Genomic DNA, 17135 nt, shown 5'->3' with positions numbered 1-17135 from the left:
GCCTGCCGTAGGTTTTGGGCAGCTTCAGGCGCACCCGGTTGTCCGGCAGTATTTCGAAAGCGTTCTGTTTAAAAGTCACGGTGCTGAGAGTATCTTTTTTCCGGAAGCCCGGCGGTTTTGCCAGTACATCGCCGTTTTTCCTGTGTGATAACCATGACCGATAGGAGTCGTCCTGCTCGCCCAGGACTTCCTGAGCAGACTGGGAAGGCAGGAGCCTGTACCAGCGGTTGATTTTAAGCTCCCGGCACTGCTCGGCGAAACCGGGTATTCTACCAGTTTCGTTCCAGACAGTGCGCCGGTGGTGGTTGGCTACGTTCCACAGCTTGGTGGCGAAAAAACCCAGCAGGCCCATGAGCAGGGCGTCCCGGTCGGAAAGGTTGATGACTTTGGCCCTGGCTGTGAGAGTCTGCGCTGGCATGCCGTTACTGAACTTCTTTTTGCGTGCCAGCTCAATCACCCCCTTTTCTTCTGCATTTCGATGTACTTGCGTATGGTGTCGGAGGACACATTGCCGGCAGTGGATACAAAATAGCTCCGTGTCCACATAGAAGGCATTCTTGCGATGTGGTCAAATTCCCGGCGGAGGTGGTGCGAAGTTACTCCTTTGATTCTGGCGACAATGTTATGCGGTGCCAGCGTGGGCGGTGCGTTGACGAACAGGTGCAGGTGGTCAGGCATAATCTCCAGAGCCAGGATTTCCAGGTCCAGTTTCCGAGTCACCTCCTGAATGAGCTCTCTCAACCTGGTCTCGACGGAACCGACCAGCACCTTACGCCTATAGCGCGGGCACCAGACAAAGTGGTAGTTAATCAGCGATACGGATGTATGTTTGTGTCTATATTTCTGTTCCATAGCTATATTGTACCAGATTTATGCAATACAAGGAAGACATTCCGGCAAAAAATTAGCCGGGCTTTCATCCCACGGGTAAACCCGTGGGATGAAAGCCCGGTTTTTATAAGATAAAGTTCCAGTAGCCCCCAGGTCAGAAAAGCATAATCATCAAGATAAGCAGGATACTGGGCCTCTCCTTCCCGGTAGCGGGCTAATAGCCGACCATCTTCCCGGAAAAGATGGCGATAGATAAATTGGACTGCCTTAGCCGCAGCTCCATTCCATTCCTCTTTTTGCCATACCCTGCCGGCAAAAGCTAAGGCAGCTATCATCAACCCATTCCAGGCCGTCAGGATTTTATCATCTTTATAAGGATGGATGCGCTGTAGCCGATGTCGGTACAATCTTTCTTTCTCCTGTTCAAACCCATCGACCCATCCGCTTTTGATTAAATTAGGGATGTTTTTACCTTCAAAATTGCCTTTAACCGTAATGTCATAGGCCTGACAAAAGGCTTGTCCCCGCCCTTCCCCTAGGATTTTTATGACCTCTCCCGGTTGCCAGACATAGTATTTGCCTTCTTCCCCCTCCGAATCAGCATCCTGAGCGGAATAAAATCCCCCTTCAGGAAGGGTCATCTCCCGCAAGATATAAGTAATTATTTCGGTAACAATCCGGGCATAACGGGGATTACTGGTACACTGGTAGGCTTCTGAATAAAGATAAATCAGAAGGGCATTATCATAAAGCATTTTTTCAAAATGGGGTACTAACCAGTAACGGTCTGTGGAATAACGGCTAAATCCATATCCGATATGGTCATAAATTCCCCCTAAATACATGGCTTCCAGGGTCTTTTCTACCATCGCCAGGGCTTTCTCCTCACCCATTAGCCGCCAGTAACGCAACAAAAAACCGGCTATATGAGGAGTGGGAAATTTGGGCGGAGGCCCAAATCCACCATAGTCCGGATCAAAGGAGCGGGAAAAATGCTGGAAGGCTTTTTCAAATGTAGCTGTCTTCAATTCTTCTGTCTCCCCTTCCGGCTGCTCCTGTCGTATAGCCTCTACTATCCTGTCTCCTGTTTCCAGTAACTGTTTCCGTTCTTCCTGCCACAGTTGCGCTACTCGCTGCAGTATATCCACCAGCCCTGGCATGCCATGCCGGCTTTGTTTGGGAAAATAGGTGCCTGCAAAGAATGGTTTTTTCTCCGGGGTCATAATAATAGTTAAGGGCCAACCGCCCTGTCCGGTCATAGCCTGACATACAGTCATATAGACCTGGTCAACATCAGGCCTCTCCTCTCTATCCACCTTGATGGAAACAAAGTATCGGTTAAGAATTTCCGCCACTTCCTCGTCCTCGAAGCTTTCCCTTTCCATGACATGACACCAGTGGCAAGTTGAGTACCCAATAGATAGGAAGATTGGCTTGTCCTCTTTTTGGGCCCGCTGGAAAGCTTCCTCACCCCAGGGATACCAGTCAACCGGATTTTGAGCATGTTGTAATAAATATGGTGACTTCTCAGTTGCCAATCTATTTGCCATTTTTTAACCCTCCAATTTCTTCTAGATTGAGCAAAGCATTTTACGAGCTTAGTTTATATAAACAGGAAAATACATATTCCTATAGAGAATATTGCTCGGGAGGTAAAGTTTTGTTACGACACTAATCTCGGCAATGACTTTTAAACAAATTAATAAATATGTATAATAAAACTAGCGGAGGTGTTACGCTATGAATTTGATATCCAAGAACAGATTTATTTTTCTCCTTCTACTGCTTTTGCTGCCATTTAGCTTTGCTTTTAGCGGGAACCAGCAGTTTACACCTGCCAGAGTAGTTTCCATTGCTGATGGTGATACTATTCATGTTTTATTTAACGGTAAAAATGAACGGGTAAGGATGATCGGGGTCAATACTCCTGAAATCGCCCATCCCGAGCTGGGCATCAAGGAACAACCCTATGGCCAGGCTGCCCAAAAATATACTACCAGTGCCTTAAAAGGCCGTAAAGTTTTCCTGGAATTCGATATAGAAAAACGGGACAAATATGGTCGCCTCCTGGCCTATGTCTGGCTGGAAAAACCCGCTTCCACCCGGGAACCGGAAGTCCGGAAGAAGATGTTCAATGCTATCCTGCTGCAGAATGGTTATGCCCAGGTCATGACCGTTCCTCCCAATGTGAAATATGCTGACCTGTTTGTCAAATTACAGCGGGAAGCCCGCAACCAAAACAAAGGCCTCTGGGGGATTACGGAAAAGACCGGAACGAGCCGGGTATCTTCCCCCACAGTTAGCAGAAAATCCTATTTGGGTAATTCTAATTCCCGGAAGTTTCATTATCCCAGCTGTAAATGGGCCCAAAAAATCAGTCCCAGCCATCGCGTATGGTTTAACAGCCGGGAACAGGCTATCAAAGCCGGCTATGATCCATGTAAGGTTTGTCGGCCATAATAAAAAAGCATCAGTTCCGACTTGTCCCTGGTTAACTGGCTCTTGCAGCGGTACCCCGTTTTCTAGTTTGCAGGCCAGCACACAGCGGGCACATCCGATACAACGGGACACATCGACAACATATCCCCATTCTTTCCCCGCCCAGACTTGTTCCCAGTCAACTTGCTGATATACTGGTTCAGTAGCTACCGCCTTTAATCCCGCCGGCAGCAGTACTCCTAACAGGGTGTGGCCTGCTGCCATTAAAAACAGACGGCGCGATACAGGCTTCTTCACCTCATGAGTATGCACGATTCCTTTCAGTTTATAGGACGGCGAATTGATGACCAATTCAGGCGCGTTGCCCTTGAAGAAGCCGGACGCAAAATGGCCAGCGGTACCACGATAAAGGACATGAAACAGCGGGTAATCCAGCGGCTGCTTGACCAGGGACAGACTGCTTTTGTGGACAAGCTGGGCAGAAAATGGAGGTTGGACTCTTACGCTGAGATGGTGGCCAGGACTACCACCAGGGAAGCGGCTAGCGCGGCCACGATAAATACCTGCCGGGAAGCGGGGCTTGATTTGGTGAAGATAACAACGCATTATCCAACCTGCGAAAAATGTGCTCCGCTCCAGGGCAAGGTATTTAGCATCTCCGGCCAAGATAAACGCTATCCAAAGCTGACGGATGAATACAGGCCGCCAATTCATCCGAATTGTCGGCATTCCTTACATCCTTATGTTCGAGAGCTGGATCCGGACGCAGAAAAGGTGCAAAAGTACAGTAATACATCGTTGACTGAGGACCCGCGAAACGAGAGGGAAAAGCAGGCGTACAAAGAGATGAGGGATGCGGTGACGATCGCTACTAACCGGAAAAGGGCAAGGGAAGCGCTTTATAACGAGGTCGCACCGCTGGAAGATAAATTGAAAGCGGCCCGACAGTTGCAACGGTCATACGAGAAGGCTGGGCAAAAGCCCAGAGGCCAGGATGCTGCAATTTTGAAGCATTATCAGGACTGGCTTAAAGAAAATGCCAGGTTCGGGATAATAACGCCAGAAAACGCCCATATTCCTGAGAATAAACTACTTGGTTACGCGCTAAATATAGAACATGCCAAGGGCGGGCGTGACAAGGCTATAGCATTTGAGAAAGCGCTGGGGTATAATAAAAGTAACTATCGGCAGTTAATAGAGGATGTAAAAGCAAATTTATCCAAGTACCCTGCGGTCTATAAGGGCAATACGAAGTATGGCGACAAGTATGAGGTAAGGATGGAACTAACAGGCCCGAATGGCAAGACAGCACCAGTTATTACGGGTTGGCTTATCGAAAAAGAGACTGGGAGACCAAGATTAACAACCATCTATGTTGATAAGAGGTGATGAAAATGATTGTGGAGGAACACGATGTAGTTTTACTGAAAGATGGCAGAGAAGGTACTGTCGTTTACGTTGGAAAAGATCCTCTCGGATACCTGGTTGAGTTCCCGGAAGATGAGGGTGAACTTGAGGAGATTTCTCCTGACCAGATAGAGAGGGTAACATGGAGAATAAAAGAGCAGTGAAAACCACCCAAGCTAAAATGCAAGGGTGGTTTTAATATGCCTAAATTACGGCAACGGCCGCCGGTTAAGCACGGAAATTTAAAGGAAGGGAGCTTCAATGAATGATGATCAAATGAACAATCAAAACCAGAATTCTATCTTGGCAAACTGATAATTGTAAATTTTCTATGCACACTTGCCTAAAAAAATCATATATATTTATTAGGGCAAAAGCCCAAAACAACTAGGGAGGTTCGAGAGTGAACAAAGGAATTCTACGGCGTCTTTTCCCGGGTGGGAACACTTGTCAGGGCTTCTATTCTCTCTATCATCACATGATTGAACCCGATGCTACCCGCATTTTCGTTATCAAGGGTGGCCCCGGGGTCGGTAAGTCCACCTTCATGCGCCGTATCGGTGAAGCCATGCTGGAACAGGGGTATGAAGTAGAATTTCACTGCTGTTCTTCCGACAATAATTCCCTGGATGGCGTGGTCATCCCCGCTCTGCGGATCGCCTTGCTGGATGGTACCGCCCCCCATGGGGTTGATCCCAAGAACCCCGGGGCAGTAGACGAAATCATCCATCTCGGTGACCACTGGCAGGAAGATATGCTGCGGGCCAATAAGACTGCCATCATGGAAAGCAATGCCCGGGTGGGCCGCCTCTTTGTCATCGCCTATCAGGCTCTGGCGGAAGCCAAGATTGTTCTGGATGAATGGGAATCCTATCTGCAGGAAAGCCAGAATTTTCCTCAGGTTAACCGCCTTACCCTCAAACTAGAAGAGGAAATCTTTGCTGATATTAAACCCCAGTTTATCCGTCCCGCCAAAATCCGTCGCCTTTTTGCCTCAGCCATCACACCCCTCGGCCCGGTAAACAGCTGGGATACCTTGTTGATTGGTGTTGATAAAATCTTTGTCCTGCAAGGAGATCCAGGCACCGGCAAATCCACCCTGATCGAACGGCTCCTGACCAGGGCCCAGTTGCTAGGACTGGACTGCCAGGCCTATCATTGCTCCTTTGACCCGACCAAACTGGATGGGATCATCATTCCCGCCTTGAAAGTGGCAGTTATCAATGGCAATATCCCCTCAGACCTGCAGCTGCCGGCAACAGCTACAATTTATAATCTAAATGATTATCTCAATCGTCAGCGTTTATCTCTCTATACTACTGAAATCGACAGTGTTAAAGGCCGTTTCTGGACCTCTTTCTACCGGGCGGTTAAATATATTAAAGAAGCCAAAGCCGAACATGACCGCATGGAAACCTACTACATTCCCGCCATGGATTTCACCGCCATCAATCAGCGCCGGGAAGAAATCCTCAACCGGATTTTGCAATATGCTGAAGAAACAAAAAACTAGGGCCGCACTATTGCGGTCCTAGTTTTTGTTTTTGTAAATACGCCTGTTTGCTGCTTATCAGCTGGTCCAGCAAGGGATCTCGACTCCCTTTGATTTTCAACAGCAGCTCCTGGGTATACAACAAATCCTTCAGGGTTACCAGCGGATAATCTTGCATGCCCAAACTGCCATCGGGCAAGTAGGCATAATGCAAATCTCCATCTGGTTTAATCCAGGCTGTACCAATATCCCTGATGCCCTGTAGCATTTTCTCTGCCTGAGTCAACCAGGCCTCCTCACCAGTTAACAAATACAGTTCCAGGAAAAAGTTGATCTCGGCTAGCTGATGATTGAGACTGGTATGGGTAATTACTTTGCTAGCCGTTAGATTCTGGTAATCATAAACCAGATAGCCTTTGTTTTGAGTGGTAAAATGGTTATTTTCCACATAGAGCCAGAGATATTTACCGTACTGCTCCGCCTTCTGGCGGGCAGCCTGAATCTGGTATTGACGATACACCTTTAATAAAAACATACCGGTATCGGTATTAAAGCGCGTATCAAAGAAAGGCTGGTCCAGACCATATTTTTCTTTCAAATTTTTAACAAGATGTTCTGTCGGCCAGATCCCGGCCTGATTCTGGCGCTCAACGGCATTAAACAGGCTGAGGGCAACCAGGTTTCGGAAAAATACCTCATCATGGTCTAATGCCATCATGCCCACATGCTGGGCGGGGATACGCCAGAAGACCCGCTCCCCCCCGGGCTCATATCCACCCGGGGTTTGGTTATAGATCCCATCGCGTAAAACTTTACGATAACGGTCACCATCAGCCCGACGCACATCGGCAATGCTAATCTGATTCTCCCAGTTAAGCAACTGCTCACTGGCAACGGCACCCCACTGGCTGTAAGCCTGGCCGGGTTTTAGCCCGGTAACGGAATACCAGAGAGCAGTACCATACTGGTTGCTATGCAATTGTACTTTGGCCCCTGGGTCCAGTTCCCTGCGGGTATCTTCCTGCAGAACCTCCCAGCTGTCACCGCGACTGAGATAGACTTCCCCTTTCTGCCCCGGCCAGAAATAGCCGCGGTTGGGTTGGACCAGCCATTTGTCGTCTGGAGCAGGCCAGGAGCTGGTAGTAACCATTGAAGCCAGTTGACTGTAAGGGCCATACTGAGAGGGCCGATAGGATATGGTCCGCACCTGCCAGGGCCCCTTTTCCCCTACCCGTTGCCAGTGGTAGACTAACTTACTATCCTGATTAGCAGGGGTCCACTCCAGCAGGTACATGCCCCCGCCTGGAACAGAGTAAAGGTCGATGGCCAGTTTTTCCCCATTCTCTTTTTCCCAGCTCAACTGCCAGCGTCGAAATGGTCCCAGCTGGTCCCTGGTTATTTTTTGGAATTTCCAGCCCGGCCCGGTAATTTGCAGGGCTTCCCGTACCTGGCCTTCCTCCAGCCAGAAAATCCTGGGCTGGAAGTTATCAATGCCAGCCAGTTGCCAGCCACTGAAGGCTTCCCTCTTGCCAAACTCCACTTCCAGCATGGCCAGCAGCCGTTCCGGGGTAAAGGACGGCATGCCTACCTCAAAACGGGGCAAGTACCAGGGATCGCTCTTGCGAGTGACCAGGCCAGGCCTGGTACCAAAGGCAAATTTGATTCCATGTTCCTTCAATAACTGAATTACATCATTGTTGCTTACCCCATAGGGATAGGCGAAAAATTCCGGCCGTTTATTAACTGGTAGTAAAGTAGCCAGACTTGTTTCCAGGTCGGTTCTCAGGCGCAATTTATACTCATCCCTGTTCTCCTGGCGACCTTCAGCAGCCAGCCAGAGACGGGAGGTCAGGGCTGGTCCTGTTTTCCCCGGTCTGATCTCCCCTTGATAGTGCAGATTATGGGTATGACTTTCCGGCCGTAGAACGTCAGCAAACTCCTGCAGCTGAGCGTCAGTCAATTTCGGTTTGCCTGTACGGGAAGTAACCAGAAAGACCAGGGCCCGCGCTTTGAATTCCCGCAGAATGGGAACAATCTCGGCAACACTGGCATAACCATCATCAATAGTGAGGAGAATGCTCTTATCCTTTATCTCCTTTTTTCCCTGTAACCAGTCCCGAAATTCTTCAGGGGTGACCAGAGTATAGCCTGCCTGGCGCAGTGCCTGGAGCTGACGGCGAAATTGCTCGCCGGAGATACTAAACCCTCCGGGCCAATTAAAATCACGATATTCCAGCACTGCAACCCGGCCTTCTTCGCCCAGTCTTGTTACCGGTTGTTGCTGAAACTGAAGCTGTACCCCCGGTCGCGGCCAAAAATAATAGAATGCGCCAGCTAACAGGATAATAATTCCAATAAAGTACAGGCCTTTTTTCTTCATGAGTTTTACCGCCTCAAGTCATTCTTTTTCAGTACCAGGTCGCCCAGTTCAACCCCTAGATGAGCTGCTACCAGTGGGCATTTGGCCTTGAGCAAAAAATACGTTTTTTCACCAGCCAGTTCCGTACCCTCCAGAGACTCATAATTGGCCTGGCCTTTGGAAATAACCACATCAGCTTCAGCCATGGCCTGTAAAAACTCCTGTCCTGAATGTTCGGGAACTACGCCGAGAAAATTATTTCCGGTATCGATCACCCGGCACAGCCGGGGCAAGCCAGCAGCTTCCGCATCCTCACGGGTAGCATCATTGAGAATGGGCCCGGCTTTGACACTGTAAGTTACCTCCAGGTCCAAAGCAAGCAGTTGTTCCACCAGCAGAGAATCAAAAATAATTTCCCCGCTGTTATCCCCGATAATCAGCACCTTCCGGGCTGTGCGCAGATCCTGGGCCAGTGCCGGGAGATGGTAAATGGTAAAAGGTTCATGTAAAACTTGACGAATGCTGGCCTCCAGGTCATAATCCTGCAATATCCCCAGATCCACTATATTACCGGCTACAGCCAGCTTAACTGCCAGTTCCAGCGGCCAATCCGCCTCACTGACCATTTCCCGCAGCAGGGGTAATAAGGCCAGGGCCTGCTCATTGGATTTTTCCTTGGCCTCCTGGAAAAGATCCCCGACCCCGGCCATTTCCTGCAAACGGTGCAATAACAGGGAAGAGTTTAAAGCCGGAGTGGCAGTCTTGTCCAGCTGCGGAATCTCAAGGAGAATCTGGTCCAGTATTTTACCCTGTTCTTCAACGGGTATCTCACCGTGTTGCATGGCATTCAATACCTGGCGCAAATAACAGGGTACACACTCCAAGCTAACTTGCATCGATTAACCCCTCTCCATTAAACGTGCATGTTCTATTTTCAGGCAACGATCTGCTACGGTCTTAAGTCCTGCTGCAGCAGCCAGTTTTTCCGCTTCCTCATTTTGAATCCCCAGTTGTAACCAGAGAACTTTCGCCCCGATTTCCACTGCTTCCCGGGCTACTGGCACCACTTCTTCCGGTTTGCGGAAAACATCCACCACATCTACAGGTTCAGGAATGCTCTTCAGGTCAGGATAGGCTTTTTCCCCCAGCACCTCCTGCAAACGGGGATTGACGGGAATGATCCTGTACCCCTGGTCCTGCAGGTACTTTGCCACCCGGTAACTGGGCCGGTCCTCTTTGTCGGAAATGCCCACGATGGCAATTGTCCGCATCTCATCCAGAATTGCCTTAAGTTCCTGGTCAGTATACATACACCCGCCTCCTCTGAATATACTTAAATCTATTATACCCCTTTGCTTCCCCGGGTGGCAAATGATATACTTTATGCCAGGGGAAAGGAGGCAAAAGATGGCAAAAAACGGTATTATTCATTATCAGTATCTGTTTTCCCGGGACGAAGCAGAGATCGTCAACCTCTGGCAACAATTGAGTAACCGCCAGATAGGTACAGAATCTCCTCCTGCCTGGGCCGATCTGGTCAATGAAAATGAACTTAATCTGTTAAAAGAAATAGTCATTCCTGCCGGCAGGGCACTTCTGTTCGAATTTGAAACCATAACGATTGTCGTACAATGGCTGGAAGGCTCACCAGCCCAGCTTCTACCCGAAGTGGTGACTTCACCTGAAGATGCTGATTATCTTCTGGGCCAGACTACCCTGGTCGTCGCTCCGGCAGAGGAACTGGATTTGCCCCGGCCACTTTTGCAGGAGACTGCCACTACAGTAACCAAATATGGCCTCTTGCGGCATAACTATGCAAATAGGCAGCACCATTATTATCACCTGCTCCCTGTAGCAGATCGCCCCCTGGAGCCTTTAACCCTGAGGGACTTACCCCTGCTGGATCTGGGCTTTTTTCGCCTGAACCAGGAGCTGCGCTTGTTTAAAGACCAGAGAAAAATGATCACTCAAGACAAGCGGGAAATCGACCGCCGCCTGGCCAGCATTTTGCATAAACAGAAACAGCTGGAACAGCAATCGGAAAAAGAAAAAAGCCTCTTCTGGGAAGAAACCCTGCAGGAACTGGCCCAGCTCTATGGCACCCTGGGCAGTAATGCCCTGGTACTCAAGAATATTGAAGCCACTTTACAGCTGGATATCAACCGGCAGAGCAAAATTCTCCTGCGTTTAACCAAAGAAAGCGCCGGTCCTAAAGCACTGTTAACAGATGTATTGCCTGAGTTCAGTAACCAGCTCAAAGATTTCCATAATACTTCCCAGCAATTACAGCTTTCACTCCAGAACGCCAAAGCCGCCATTGATGTAGTCCAAACCCAGGTAGAACTGATTCATGCCAATGAAACAGTGCTGCTCCAGAAGGAAGGCCTCTCCCTGCAAGTAGCGGCCGCATTCATTGAGTTTATAGTGGTTATCTATTATAGCCTGTCCATCTGGAAAACCCTGACTCCAGAAACCACCTTTCATCACATTCCGGCCCTGCTCAAGCTAGCGGTAGTTGTGGGTTTTGCCAGTGCTGCTGTAGCAGTTACCCATTTTTCCGCGGAAAAATTCCAGGGCCACTCAGCAGCCAGAAGTAAGCTCAGAATTTCCCTGGCTCTCCTGGTTGCCCTATTTGGCCTTATGCTCTTTTTATCTGCCATTTATTAATAGCCTAAAAGCTTGACCGCTTTTATTCTTTCACGAATGCGTTTTTCGTGCTGTTCCTCCTCACGAACCAATTGTTCAAAGAGCAAGCGGGTTTCGGGATCGGCTGCCTGGGCAGCTGCTTCCCGGTATTTTTTTGGGCTTCTATTTCCTCCTGCAATGCTTCTTCTAATGCTGTGAGCAAATCCATGGTTCTTTCCTCCCCCATTCATAGTCTTTCTTTATTATATATTGAATGGCAGCTCAATTAAAGGTAAATGGCTGGTAATTTTTTTACCCCGCGCCAGCGACTGTTCCCCTCCCTTTTTTGCTGATTTAATGCATATTTATTCACTTTTTTATATTTTTAGCCAAAAATAGTGGTAAGAAAGATTTTTATCACTGGAGGTGGACAGTTTGGAAGATCTTAAGCTGGATAACCTGTTGCAGGTAGAAACAAAATATGAGCCCCCGGCCAGAATTAAAGAAAATGCTGCCCTGCCCAATTACGAAGAAATCTATCCTTATTCCGTCAGCCAGCCGGAGGAATTCTGGGGCAAAGTAGCAGCTGAGCTGGAATGGTTTTCGCCCTGGGAAAAAGTCCTGGAATGGGAATATCCCAAACATCGCTGGTTTAGCGAGGGGAAATGCAATATTACCTATAATGCCCTGGACCGGCACCTCAATACCTGGCGGAAAAACAAGGCCGCCTTTATTTTCCTGGGTGAAGATGGCAGTGAACAGACTCTAACCTATGCCCAGCTCTATGACCGGGTCTGCCGTTTTGCCAATGGCCTGAAAACCCTGGGCTTGCAAAAAGGCGACCGGGTCATTATCTACATGCCCCTGACCTTAGAAGGGGTAATCTCCATGCTGGCCTGTGCCAGGCTGGGAGCTATCCACAGTGTGGTTTATGCCGGTCTCGGCTTCGGTGCCCTGCGGGAACGGATTAACGACTCGCAGGCCAAACTGGTGATCACTGCCGATATCGGTTATCGCCGCGGCAAGGAAGTGGATCTCAAAAGCATAGTCGATCAAGCTCTGGAAGGGGTTAGCTGTGTTGAAAAAGTGATATTCTGGCAGCGTAAAACCGAAAAAGTGCCCCTGAAAGACAATGAAGTGGATTTCCTCACCCTCTTCAACCACAAACCCGATTGTCCCGCCGAAGTTATGGAAGCAGAAGATCCTCTCTTCATTCTCTACACCTCAGGCACTACCGGTAAACCCAAAGGAGTATTGCATGTCCACGGCGGCTACATGGTGGGCACTTACTATCATGCCCGGACTTTCATGGACCTCAAGGATGATGATATTTTCTGGTGTACTTCCGATATTGGCTGGATTGTAGGCCATTCCTATATTGTCTATGCGCCCCTGGTAGCGGGCATTACCACCGTTTTCCGGGAAGGGGCCCTGGATTATCCCAGTCCCGCCACTCCCTGGGAAATAGTAGAAAAATATAGGGTCTCCGTTATCTTTACCGCCCCCACTGCCATACGCCTGTTGATGAAATACGGGGATACCTATCCCAAAGAATACAACATGACTTCCCTGCGCCTGATTACCTGTGCTGGCGAGCCTCTGAACCCCGAGGCCTGGCGCTGGGCCTATGAAGTATTGCTTTCCAGCCAGGGCGGGTACATCGTGGATAACTGGTGGCAAACAGAGCTGGGCGGACCCACTCTGGGCACTCTGCCAGCCATGGCTGCCAAACCAGGGAAAGTGGGAGTCCCCCTGCCGGGAGTGGTGGCCGATGTAGTGGATTCAGCCGGTAATCCCCAGCCTCCTAACAAAGGCGGCTTGCTGGTCCTGAAAAACCCCTTCCCCCACATGCTGCGCACTGTTTTCGGTGATGATGAACGTTACAGCAAAACCTGGACCACTATTCCCGGCTATTATCTGACCGGGGATGTGGCAGTGAAAGATGAAGAAGGGTATTTCACCGTACTGGGCCGGGCTGATGATGTGCTGAACATTGCCGGCCATCGCATCGGTACTGCGGAAGTGGAAAGCGCTCTGGTCAGCCATCCCGCAGTAGCCGAGGCAGCCGCTATCGGCAAACCCGATCCGGTTAAAGGGGAAGTACTGAAAGCTTTCGTCATTCTGAAACTGGGTTATGAGGGGACAGAGGAATTGAAAAAAGAGCTGGTCAACCACGTCCGCAATGAACTGGGCCCCATAGTAATTATCTCTGAACTGGATTTTGTCCCCAAATTGCCTAAAACCCGTTCTGGCAAAATCATGCGCCGTTTACTGAAAGCTCAGGAGCTAGGTCAGGATCCCGGTGACCTGACTACCCTGGAAGAATAAAGCATGGAAATTATCCCCTGGCTCTTCCGTAGAGAAGACCAGGGGATTAATTTATAATTGAAATTACCTGAATTTTTCAGTAAAATAAGGGTTAAGTCTTACCAGGAGGTGGAATGGATGTTGCAGAAATGGTTGAAGATCCTGAGCCAGTGGCTGTTGTTATATGGCATTTATCAACTGGGAAACTATCTGGCCTCCTTAACCCATGTGCCCATCCCGGGAAACGTGCTGGGCATGTTGCTGCTGTTTTTCGCTCTGGTCAGTGGCCTTATCCCCCTGGCCTGGATTGAAGCAGGAGCAAACCTTTTACTTAAACACCTGGCTTTTTTCTTTATTCCCATCTCCGTTGGCCTGATGGCCTGGGGGCATCTGTTCCGGCAGGCAGGCCTGCAGCTTTTTCTGGCCCTGCTAATTAGTGCCGCTGTTACCATCCTGGTAACAGGTTATACTGCCCAGCGTCTGGGCCGGAAGGAGATTGAAGGCCAGTGATTACTTTTTTTTCCATCACCCTCACTGTTTTATGTTACTGGTTCAGCCGCAAGCTGTTTTTGCGCACCGGGATTTCTCTGCTTAATCCAGTGATTGTTTCCACCACCATCATAATTCTCGTTTTAAGCAGTTTTAATCTCACTTTTGATGATTATAAACAGGCCAGGGACATCATGACCTTTCTGCTTGGTCCCGCAACAGTAGCCCTGGCCGTCCCTCTTTATCGCAATAGCCGTCTACTTAAAACCAATCTGGTCGGCTACCTGACAGCCATAGCCGCTGGAGCTGTCAGTTCCATGTTTACAGTGCTGGGAGTGGGCCTTTTCTTTCAGCTGCAGCGCACCATTTTGCTCTCCCTGGCCCCCAAATCAGTAACAGCACCTATCGCACTGGAAATTGCCAGGATTATCGGAGGTGATCCCGCTCTGGCCGTAGCCTTTGTGGTGGCTACCGGCATGATCGGCGCTGCCATTGGCCCCTGGTTGATGAATAAAACTGGAATAAATGATGCCGCTGCCCGGGGTCTGGCTCTGGGTACCACTTCCCATGGTCAGGGCACAGCCATTGCCCTGCAGGAAGGCGAAACCCAGGGTGCCCTGGCCGGAGTAGCCATGGCAGTGGCAGCCATCCTAACCTCCTTCCTGGCTCCCTGGATTGTGGACTGGTTTTAGACATAGATGCGGGGCACCCTGCTGCTAACTGCACAAACCAGCTCGTAATTGATAGTATCCAGTATGCTGGCCAGTTCATCCACCGGCAATTCAGCCTGGCCCTGCCGGCCAAAAAGGACCACTTCCTCCCCGGCTGTTACCTGCTCCAGATGGGAGACCCGCACCATAAACTGATCCATACAAACCCGCCCTACCACCGGGCAGCGCTGGCCTTTGATCAGCACTTCGGCCCGGTTGGAAAGCCGGCGGTTATAGCCGTCAGCATAACCCAGCGGGATGGTAGCAATCCTTTCCCAGCCACTGGTGACATAGGTTGAGCCATAACTGATCCCGCTGCCAGGCCCCACTTCCTTAACATAGGCGATGCGCGCCTTCAAGGTCATCGCCGGACGCAGGGCCACTTTTTCCTTTTTCACTTCATCGGAAGGGTACAGGCCATAGAGGGCAATCCCGGCCCGTACCAGATCCAGATGGGCAGAGGGCATATCCAGAATAGCCCCGCTATTAGCAGTGTGTTTAAGAGGAATTTCCAGTCCCAGCTTTTCCAGCTGGTCTACAAAGTTGCGGAAGAGCTCCAGCTGCCTTAGAGCCGAAGTTTTATCCTTGCTATCACTGGAGGCGAAATGGGTATATATCCCCTCGATTTCCAGCCCTGGTAAGCGGGCTATCCGCAAAATTTCTTCCAGGGAACGGGGGTTGGTAGTGACAAACCCCAGCCTGCCCATGCCGGTATCCAGTTTAAGATGAATTTTGGCGGTTTTGCGCAGCTGTACTGCTGCCCAGGAGAGGGCTTCTGCTCCCTGGTAATCAAAAACAGTCTGAGTCAGGTTATATTTAACCACATCCAGAGCCCCATCAGGAGGCGTATAGCCCAGAATCAGGATGGGCACCCCGAAGGCGGCCCGTCTCAATTCAATGGCTTCCTGTAAAAGGGCCACCCCCAGGCGTTCTGCTCCGTTAGCCAGGGCTACCCGTGCCACTTCCACCGCCCCATGCCCGTAGGCATTGGCCTTGACAATTGCCATCAACCTGGCCCGGGGCTGGGTTACCCGCCTGAGTTCCCGCACATTATGTCCTATCGCTCCCAAATCTATTTCCGCCCAAACCGGCCGGCAATGCATTATTCTCCCTGCCTCTCTTCCCCATGGTGGTGGGGTTTTTTCATTCCCACCATCGCTTTTACCAGGTCCGAGCGGGAAACAATTCCCACTACCTTGTGATTGCGCACCACCGGCAGGCGGTTGATTTTTTTCTCCACCATAATAGTGGCAATTTCCTCAATGGGTGTTTCTTCTACAATGCTGATTACATCCTCGGTCATAATATCCTTGACCCTGGTAGCAGTCATTTTCCGCAATTCTTCCTCCAGCCGGTGCGGGCTTTCAAAATAGATGACCCCGCCCAGCAGTTGAAAATAGGTAGGTACCCGCAATTTCTTGCTGCGGACGATAAAATCCCCTTCAGTCACTATCCCCACCAGTTTATTTTCATCATTTACCACCGGAACTCCGCTGATACCTTTTTCCGCCAGCAAGCGGGCCACCTTTTCCACTGAATCTTCCAGATGCACAGTAATAACATCCCTGGTCATTATTTCCCTGGCCATCATAGCTTACTACCTCCCAACTGCCAAATTTCCCGGGATACTTTCCGTAAATAATTTACCACATCCAGTGCTGTCAACGCCAGCTCTCCCATTTCTTCGCGGGCCAGATCTCCAGCCCGGCCATGCAGCCAGGCCCCTGCTGCTGCTGCCTGTTCCGGCGACAGCCCCTGAGCCAGCAAAGCCCCAATCAAACCGGCCAGAACATCCCCGCTGCCCCCTGTAGCCATACCGGGGTTGCCGGTGGGATTGAAATAATAGCAGTTTTCCCCGGCCGCAATCAAGGTACGGGCGCCTTTCAGCACTATTACCGCCTGCCAGTTGCGCCAGGCCCGTTCCACCGCTGCCAGCCGGTCCTTTTGTACTTCAGCAGTGGTTAGGCCAGTGAGACGAGCCATTTCGCCAGGATGGGGAGTAAGAATAGTGCCTGGAGGCAATTGCAGTTTTTCCCCTGCTGCCGCCAGGTAGTTCAACCCATCCGCATCGATCACAGTCGGGCAACCAATCCGCTCCAGTACCTGGCGAAACAAGCGGCCGGTCTCTTCCTCCTGTCCCAGTCCTGGCCCGATTACCACCGCCTGGGCTCCCGCCAGGCCAGCGGTGATTTCCTCCAGCGCCGCTTCCGCCAGGGTCCCGCTCGGGGTTTCCTCTACCCCGCGGGTCAGGGCTGCCGGTACAGCCACTGCCACCCGGTCCTGCAGGGAACGGGGGACAATTACCTCTACCAGGCCTGCTCCTCCGTGCAAGGCGCCCAGAGTGGCCAGCACCGCAGCTCCCGACATGTTGCGGCTCCCCGCCACTACTACCACCTTACCATAGGTACCCTTATGGCCTTCCGCAGCCCGCCGGGGTAGCCAGCTGGCTACCAGTTCACCCTGCAGTAACTGCCGC

At 50.5% G+C, this 17135-nt stretch carries 16 protein-coding genes and 2 pseudogenes; 8 read left to right on the top strand and 10 right to left on the bottom strand.

Going from position 1 to position 17135, the window contains the following annotated elements; translation table 11 throughout:
- The 3 genes and pseudogenes from JDF658_RS14110 to JDF658_RS14100 form a co-directional block, all read right to left on the bottom strand.
- Positions 1 to 457 (bottom strand): annotated as a pseudogene (locus tag JDF658_RS14110) (hypothetical protein); the annotation flags it as partial.
- Entirely contained in the window at positions 454 to 852 is a 399-nt protein-coding gene (tnpA, locus tag JDF658_RS14105) for an IS200/IS605 family transposase (RefSeq protein ID WP_079908068.1), read from the bottom strand. The gene tnpA and the pseudogene JDF658_RS14110, both read right to left, overlap by 4 nt.
- A 110-nt stretch (positions 853 to 962) precedes the next feature.
- Positions 963 to 2381 (bottom strand): annotated as a pseudogene (locus JDF658_RS14100) (thioredoxin domain-containing protein); the annotation flags it as partial.
- Between the two features lie 190 nt (positions 2382 to 2571).
- On the opposite strand from JDF658_RS14100, the gene JDF658_RS14935 reads away from it, so the two are divergent.
- From JDF658_RS14935 to JDF658_RS14085, 4 genes are all read left to right on the top strand, one after another.
- Positions 2572 to 3291 (top strand): thermonuclease family protein, encoded by a 720-nt coding sequence (locus JDF658_RS14935; protein ID WP_079908065.1) that lies wholly within the window; start codon positions 2572 to 2574, stop codon positions 3289 to 3291.
- A 279-nt stretch (positions 3292 to 3570) separates the two neighbouring features.
- Positions 3571 to 4659, top strand: coding sequence for a phage minor capsid protein (locus JDF658_RS14090; protein WP_079908063.1), 1089 nt, complete (start codon positions 3571 to 3573; stop codon positions 4657 to 4659).
- 5 nt (positions 4660 to 4664) lie between these two features.
- Entirely contained in the window at positions 4665 to 4841 is a 177-nt protein-coding gene (locus tag JDF658_RS14325; protein WP_143312038.1) for a DUF4926 domain-containing protein, read from the top strand.
- Positions 4842 to 5080: 239 nt separating this feature from the next.
- On the top strand, positions 5081 to 6190 hold the full coding sequence (locus JDF658_RS14085) for a PRK06851 family protein (RefSeq protein WP_078664530.1): 1110 nt from the start codon (positions 5081 to 5083) through the stop codon (positions 6188 to 6190).
- A gap of 7 nt (positions 6191 to 6197) precedes the next feature.
- Here JDF658_RS14085 and JDF658_RS14080 read toward each other — a convergent pair whose 3' ends face one another.
- The 3 genes from JDF658_RS14080 to JDF658_RS14070 are packed head-to-tail and all read right to left on the bottom strand — an operon-like array spanning position 6198 to position 9838.
- Complete coding sequence (locus JDF658_RS14080) at positions 6198 to 8549, bottom strand: polysaccharide deacetylase family protein (protein WP_079908062.1); 2352 nt, start codon at positions 8547 to 8549, stop codon at positions 6198 to 6200.
- Positions 8550 to 8554: 5 nt separating this feature from the next.
- A complete protein-coding gene (locus JDF658_RS14075) occupies positions 8555 to 9424 on the bottom strand; it encodes a DUF89 domain-containing protein (RefSeq protein WP_079908060.1) in 870 nt (289 codons plus the stop codon).
- A gap of 3 nt (positions 9425 to 9427) precedes the next feature.
- Positions 9428 to 9838, bottom strand: coding sequence for a CoA-binding protein (locus tag JDF658_RS14070; RefSeq protein ID WP_078664527.1), 411 nt, complete (start codon positions 9836 to 9838; stop codon positions 9428 to 9430).
- 97 nt (positions 9839 to 9935) lie between these two features.
- Between JDF658_RS14070 and JDF658_RS14065 the strand changes: the two genes are divergently transcribed.
- On the top strand, positions 9936 to 11195 hold the full coding sequence (locus tag JDF658_RS14065) for a hypothetical protein (protein ID WP_079908058.1): 1260 nt from the start codon (positions 9936 to 9938) through the stop codon (positions 11193 to 11195).
- 22 nt (positions 11196 to 11217) lie between these two features.
- Here the strand turns inward: JDF658_RS14065 and JDF658_RS14320 are convergent, their stop codons facing one another.
- Entirely contained in the window at positions 11218 to 11382 is a 165-nt protein-coding gene (locus JDF658_RS14320) for a hypothetical protein (protein ID WP_159446655.1), read from the bottom strand.
- 197 nt (positions 11383 to 11579) lie between these two features.
- On the opposite strand from JDF658_RS14320, the gene acs reads away from it, so the two are divergent.
- From acs to JDF658_RS14050, 3 genes are all read left to right on the top strand, one after another.
- Positions 11580 to 13481, top strand: coding sequence for an acetate--CoA ligase (gene acs / locus JDF658_RS14060; protein WP_375804207.1), 1902 nt, complete (start codon positions 11580 to 11582; stop codon positions 13479 to 13481).
- A 117-nt stretch (positions 13482 to 13598) separates the two neighbouring features.
- Positions 13599 to 13970, top strand: coding sequence for a CidA/LrgA family protein (locus JDF658_RS14055; protein ID WP_242946696.1), 372 nt, complete (start codon positions 13599 to 13601; stop codon positions 13968 to 13970).
- Complete coding sequence (locus JDF658_RS14050) at positions 13967 to 14641, top strand: LrgB family protein (protein WP_079908057.1); 675 nt, start codon at positions 13967 to 13969, stop codon at positions 14639 to 14641. The genes JDF658_RS14055 and JDF658_RS14050 overlap by 4 nt, the downstream gene beginning before the upstream one ends.
- Here the strand turns inward: JDF658_RS14050 and alr are convergent.
- From alr to JDF658_RS14035, 3 genes are all read right to left on the bottom strand, one after another.
- Positions 14638 to 15762 (bottom strand): alanine racemase, encoded by a 1125-nt coding sequence (alr, locus tag JDF658_RS14045; RefSeq protein WP_079908056.1) that lies wholly within the window; start codon positions 15760 to 15762, stop codon positions 14638 to 14640. The two genes, JDF658_RS14050 and alr, sit on opposite strands and share 4 nt — an antisense overlap.
- Complete coding sequence (locus JDF658_RS14040) at positions 15762 to 16250, bottom strand: CBS domain-containing protein (protein WP_078664522.1); 489 nt, start codon at positions 16248 to 16250, stop codon at positions 15762 to 15764. Before JDF658_RS14040 ends, alr begins: the two co-directional genes overlap by 1 nt.
- Positions 16247 to 17135, bottom strand: an 889-nt coding sequence (locus tag JDF658_RS14035; protein ID WP_079908055.1) for an NAD(P)H-hydrate dehydratase, incomplete at its 5' end; no start/stop codon positions are given. The genes JDF658_RS14040 and JDF658_RS14035, both read right to left, overlap by 4 nt.

Source organism: Carboxydocella sp. JDF658, assembly GCF_002049395.1.
Classification (GTDB): Bacteria; Bacillota.
This window is presented reverse-complemented; position numbering and strand designations above follow the sequence as displayed.